The following is a 5,577-nucleotide window of genomic DNA, read 5'->3' on the forward strand; positions in this document are numbered from 1 at the left end:
ATGTCGATGGGCTTCTGCGGCACCGGCATGGATGCGAACTATCAGGCGGATTACTTCAAGCTGGTGCAGTAGCCGGGGGCGGGTGCCCTGACCCCCGGCAGCCAGATCGCTCGCAGCCGATTAGCGGGGGCATCGCGATGATCCTAATGCTCACCGACTTGATAATCTCGGCTGGGATCGACATCACGGCGGCCCCTTTGTGCCTGATCCGCCGCGATGCAATGACACAGCAAGCTGATGGCAAGCCCTCTGCACGGCACCCCCAATAAGCACATCCCGGTTGACAGGGGTGATGCACGTGCGGACCAAGGAAGCTTTCCGCATCCGTCACCCGGGCGCTGATCTTATCCCGCCAGTGCGCCGCTCAGCATGTCTTCAAGGGAGCCCGCGTCGAAGGCGGTGGTCGGGCCCGCAGCAATGATCCTTCCCTCGTTCACCCGAATATAGCTGTCGCACAGGCGGATCGACGAAAGATGATGGCTGATGACAATCGTGGTGCTCTTCCCCTTCCGGCTCTCGAGAACCTTGAGAGCCGCAGCCTCCGAAAGAATGTCCATCGCATTGGTGGCTTCGTCCAGTATCAGCAGACGCGGGTCCCTGAGCAAGGCCCTTGCAAGTGCAATCCGCTGGCGCTGGCCGGCAGAGAGGTTCAAGCCACGGTCACCGACTACAGTCTCGTAATTTTCTGGTAAAGTGTGGATAAAGCTGTCGGCATCTGCAGCCTTTGCGGCGGCGTAAACCTTAGCCATGTCTGCGCCAGGCGCGCCATAGAGGATATTCTCAGCGATGCTGCCATCGAACAGCTCCAATTCCTGGCTGGCCATCGCAATTTTTCCTAGCCAAGAGGAGCGATCGATCCGGTCCAGCCGCAGTCCGTCCAGCAAGATTTCTCCCTCGTCCGGGTCGATCACGCCGCAGATCAGGTTGGCAATGGTGGATTTCCCCGACCCGGACCTGCCTATGATTGCAACTGAGGTGCCAGACGGGATATCGAACGAGACGTCCGACAAGGCGGCGGTGTCCCGACCTTCCGCAACGTAGCTGTAGCCAACATTGCGAAAGCTCATGCCGTCGCGGAGATCCGGTGCGGGCAGGGCGCCCGGTGGGCGCGCGGGCGACGTGCGCGCGCTCAGCAGCCATTGAACCTCGTCCAGCGAGCCGTTCCACCCCCGCAGCGAGGAGAGCGCACTCTGGATCTGGCGGACCTGTGGCTGCAACCGATACAGCAGGATGATGAAGGCGGCCGCGGTTCCAAACGACACTCCCACCCCCCAGGCCGTATAGATCACGACCATAAACAGCACCGCATGCGCCACCTCGGTCAGGGGGCCGACGGCGATCTGGCGGCTTTGCAGGTTCAGCGCGGTCTGACGAACCCTATCCGATGCTTCTGAGAAGCGGTTGATCTCAAACTCCTCGCGGTTGAAGAGCCGGATCAGCCGCCAAGCGCTGATGTGGTGCAGCATACGACCAGCAAGCCCGCGGTTTTGCTCGGTGATCTCGCGGCCGAGACGGGAAAAGTGGTTCGATAGGCGGTCATGCGCGACCTGAATAACGGCAAGACCAACAAGCACGACAATGGTCAGACGCGGCGACAGAAAGAAGAGAAAGAGCAGGAAGATCAGCGTGGCGGCACTGGAGACCAGGATAGACAGCAAAGCAGCTACGGCATCCGAGGTGCGCCAGCTTTCGTTCGAAATGATGTTGAGAAGCCGCGAGGGTGATTGCGTCAGGCAATAGGAGGCGTCCATCGCTACGAGCTTACGTGACAGCCGCTCGCGCAGACCATGGCCGGACTTTCCATAGATCCACGCCTGAAGCAGGCCGTTACAGTAGGCCACCACGTTCTTGAGGATCACCATCGTTAGGATTGCGATGCCGATGAACAGACCCCGCTGGGCAGGGGTTACGGACTCTCCGACCGACGCGAGAAGTCCCGGCATCCAGCCCTGCACTGTCGGATTGGCCGACATCACGACATCCAGGAGAGGAATGACCAGCCCGATCCCGACCCCCTCGAGGGCTGTGGCAAGCAACCCGAGCAGCACTACGCCGGGAATGTGGCGGCGGAACGGGCGGATCGTGTCGACAAGAGCTGGATGCAGATAGGAACCTAGGATCATTATTCAATCTAATCTTGTGCTTAGCGCGAAACACGGCCCGCTGTATTAAAATCAACTTCTCTTCTAGCATTGAAAAACCGGATCGAAAAGGTATTCATCCCTAGGATGTGCTATTTGGAAGGCCACAATTCCGAGAAGAGCCGCGGTGGTTCATACTGCGCTTCACATCTTAAAATTGCGGGCGCAGGATATTAATCGCGTATTAGAGTAAAATATCGCGCTTAGGTGGCGCGAAGCACTTCTTAAACGGGAGTGCTACGCCTAATTTTCTTCACTTGATTGGAAGCTATTGACCCGTTGTCCGAATTTGTTGAAGTGGTTGCTCGGGATTAAATAAGCCGAGGTTTTCTTGCCGCAAGTTTCGATCATCCTGCCTGTTTTCAACGCAGAAAAGTATCTCCCTTTGGCCCTTGCCAGCCTCCTGCTGCAAGACCATCATAATATTGAAATCATTGCTTTAAATGATGGATCAACAGACGGTTCATCCGAGATCCTCCGCCGCGCTGCTGCACAGGACTCCCGTGTCATTCTAGTAGAGCGTGAGAATCGCGGCCTGATCGCAACCCTGAATGAGGGGCTTGAAAGTGCTTCTGGCGATTTTATCGCCCGGATGGATGCAGATGATATCGCGTATCCCGGACGGATCAGTGCCCAGCTTCGCATGTTTGATGCTGACCCTGATCTTGCACTAAGCGGTTGCTTCTTTGACACAATATATTCCGGTGGTCGCCTGCTGCCTCGGGGCAAGGCCGATGCGACCGAGACAAGTGACCTGCGCATCCTCTCGCGTTTCTGCACCATACTTCGGCATCCCACCGTCATGCTCCGGCGAAGCAGGATTCCTGACGGGATGCTGCACTATGACGAGGCCTACCCCTGCGCTGAGGATTTTGATCTGTTCCGCCGGATCGCCGATCGTTGCAAGGTGGCGCAGACCGCGGAACCGCTCCTCGCCTATCGCCTGCACGAGAACAGCGTGAGCGTCATGCGGATGGCGACCATGGTGCGATCCCATGTCACCATCGTCGAGGAAGGCTTGCGTCGGTTCTATCCGTCAGCTGCCGACACGGGATTTGGCAGAATTGCTGACGAACTATCTCCCCTCTCGATTGCCTGCGCCGCGGATCTAATCCGTCGGCTGGACGCTCTTTTGCCGCTTCAGCCAGAGAGATCACGGCGCGCCTTCCAGATCGCCATCACCGGAACCTTCTACTTCCTCTTCTCTCATATATGCCATTCCAAGGACTACGGACTGGCTAGTGCCTTCGTGGAGCAGAGTGGTCATTGGGACAGGATCCGCCGCCGCGAACGTCCCATCTTGTGGACTGCACGTCTTTCGCCTTCGCTTGGTAGGATCGGATACGCGGCGCTGGCGGCAAACCTGGGCATTGTCAGGGCCCTGGCCTCACGCGATGTCCGCAAGGTCGTTCCCTCTCATGACACGATCACCGCCCTTGCTGCGACGTTTGTCAGCACGCGCGCTCAGCCCGCCTTGGTTCCGGCCAATGCATGAGTGTGACGTCAGTGTCATCGTCTGCACGCGCGACCGCCCAAAACAGCTTTTGCGCTGTGTCACCGCGATCACCCGCGCCGCTGAAGCATGTGCCGCGATGGTGGTGGAAATCATCGTGCTGGAAAATCTCAGCCAGCCCTGCCTAGCCCTCGACAAGGACGAGGTCTTACGGCTGGCTCGAGGGCGGGGACGGTTCGTCAAGCTGGCGGAGGGCGGCCTGTCCAAGGCACGTAACGCAGGTATTAAACTCGCGCGCGGCCGCGTGTTGGTCTTTACCGACGACGACTGCATTATGGATGCCGCCTATTTCGCCGATCTGGAACGTCACGCAGCGCAGCGCCATGACAGCTTGTTCATTGGGGGCCGGGTCAAGCTTGCCGACGTAGATGATTTGCCTTTCACCATCAAAGATGAAGTCGAAGCAAAGGACTATGACGTTTCGATCCATCCAGGTGGGTTCATTCCTGGCTGCAACTTTGCGGTTTCGCGACAGGTGGTTGCCACAATTGGTGAGTTCGACCCGCTGTTTGGCGCAGGCGCCCCTTTCCGCGCGGGAGAGGACACTGACTACATTATCCGCGCTCATCTGACCGGGGTGCGAATCCAGTATGTCCCCGACATGTGTGTCCTCCACGACCATGGACGCAAGCTCTTTGTCGAAGTTGATGACTTGAACCGAAGCTACGCCTTCGCCAACGGCGCGCTCTACAGCAAGTATCTCCGGCAGTTCTGGCTTTTGAAGCACCTCTACTGGTCGCTTCGGCTGGCAATTATGGAAAAGTTCGGCGGGCAACTCTTCAATGTGGAGATTGGTTTGACTTGGCAATCGACGGTGCGCGCGAATCTGGCAGGTCTCTGCGCTTATTGGATCCAACCCTCGACCGCGGGGCACCACTCACAATTGAGGAGCGTCGATGCCGCATCGCCCGAATCTGCACCGCGACCGTCCGATGTCTGAAGCACGGTCTGCCGCCAGCTTGCCTTACTATGCACGGCTGGACGGGCTGCGGGCGCTGGCAGTGCTGGCTGTCTTCGCCGAACATTTCACTTACAGCGAGCTCGTTCGTGGCTGGGGGCCCGGAATGGTCGGCGTAAGGACATTCTTTGTGCTCTCCGGCTTCCTGATCACCTCGATCCTGTTGCGGCAACGTGGCAGTGCGACAAGCGGCACGCTCGCTGTTCGGTTCTTCATTCGCCGGTTCCTACGGCTGGCCCCCCCGTTCTATCTTGCGATCGCCGTCGCGGCCGCTCTGGGCATTTCGGGCATGCCGATCGACTGGTGGGCCCACAGTTTTTACCTGTCGAACGTATTGATCGTTGTTCGAGAGCAGTGGGTTGGTGCTGGACATCTTTGGTCGTTGGCGGTGGAAGAGCAGTTCTACTTGCTCTGGTTCCCGGCGGTGGTTCTGGCTCCCCGACGGTGGTTGCTTCCCATTATTCTAGGTTGCCTGTTCTTTGCCCCAAGCTTCCGCATGCTGATTGTGCTGGGCGCAAGCGAGTTTATCAATGTCCTGCTTCCGGGACAGATCGACAGCCTCGCGGCGGGGGCGCTGGTCGCCGTAACAATGAGGACGCCAGCTCTGTGTTGGTTGGACCGGTTGTTCCTTGATCGGCGATACCTTGTCGTCCTGATGGTCGCTGTCCTCCTTCTCAGCGCCCCGTTGCCTGATTTCTTTCATGACAAGCCCATGATCCTAAGTTGGGTTCTGCTGCCCTTGGTGATCTCGGTCGCTGCTGCGTGCTTGGTGCGCCAGTGCGTTGCCGCGAAAGGCGCAGATCTTGCGTTTCTGGCTCATCCTGCGCTTGTGCACATCGGAAAGATTTCATACGGGCTTTACGTTTACCACTACTTTGTGCCGCCCGCGTGGCCTGCCCCTATGGAGTGGTCCGGGTTTAATCTTAGTGCATGACGGGTCTTGGCGCTACGGTTGGGGTGGCCGG

General features: G+C 58.3%; 4 protein-coding genes. 3 read left to right on the forward strand and 1 reads right to left on the reverse strand.

All coding sequences use genetic code 11. The features are described 5' to 3' along the window. Positions 1-344: 344 nt before the first annotated feature. Positions 345-2,123, reverse strand: a complete 1,779-nt coding sequence (locus AC3A5Z_RS24050; RefSeq protein ID WP_487521797.1) for an ABC transporter ATP-binding protein — start codon at positions 2,121-2,123, stop codon at positions 345-347. Positions 2,124-2,472: 349 nt separating this feature from the next. On the opposite strand from AC3A5Z_RS24050, the gene AC3A5Z_RS24055 reads away from it, so the two are divergent. From AC3A5Z_RS24055 to AC3A5Z_RS24065, 3 genes are read left to right on the forward strand one after another with little or no spacing between them, the layout of a single operon-like run. Next, positions 2,473-3,636 (forward strand): glycosyltransferase family 2 protein, encoded by a 1,164-nt coding sequence (locus AC3A5Z_RS24055; protein WP_487521798.1) that lies wholly within the window; start codon positions 2,473-2,475, stop codon positions 3,634-3,636. Further along, positions 3,629-4,594, forward strand: coding sequence for a glycosyltransferase family 2 protein (locus AC3A5Z_RS24060; protein WP_487521799.1), 966 nt, complete (start codon positions 3,629-3,631; stop codon positions 4,592-4,594). The genes AC3A5Z_RS24055 and AC3A5Z_RS24060 overlap by 8 nt, the downstream gene beginning before the upstream one ends. Further along, positions 4,551-5,546 carry an acyltransferase family protein gene (locus tag AC3A5Z_RS24065; protein ID WP_487521800.1) on the forward strand — a complete coding sequence of 332 codons (996 nt, stop codon included), beginning with the start codon at positions 4,551-4,553 and terminating at the stop codon, positions 5,544-5,546. The genes AC3A5Z_RS24060 and AC3A5Z_RS24065 overlap by 44 nt, the downstream gene beginning before the upstream one ends. The last annotated feature ends 31 nt before the right edge of the window (positions 5,547-5,577 follow it).

The organism is Cereibacter sp. Soil_C_27 (genome assembly GCF_057657095.1).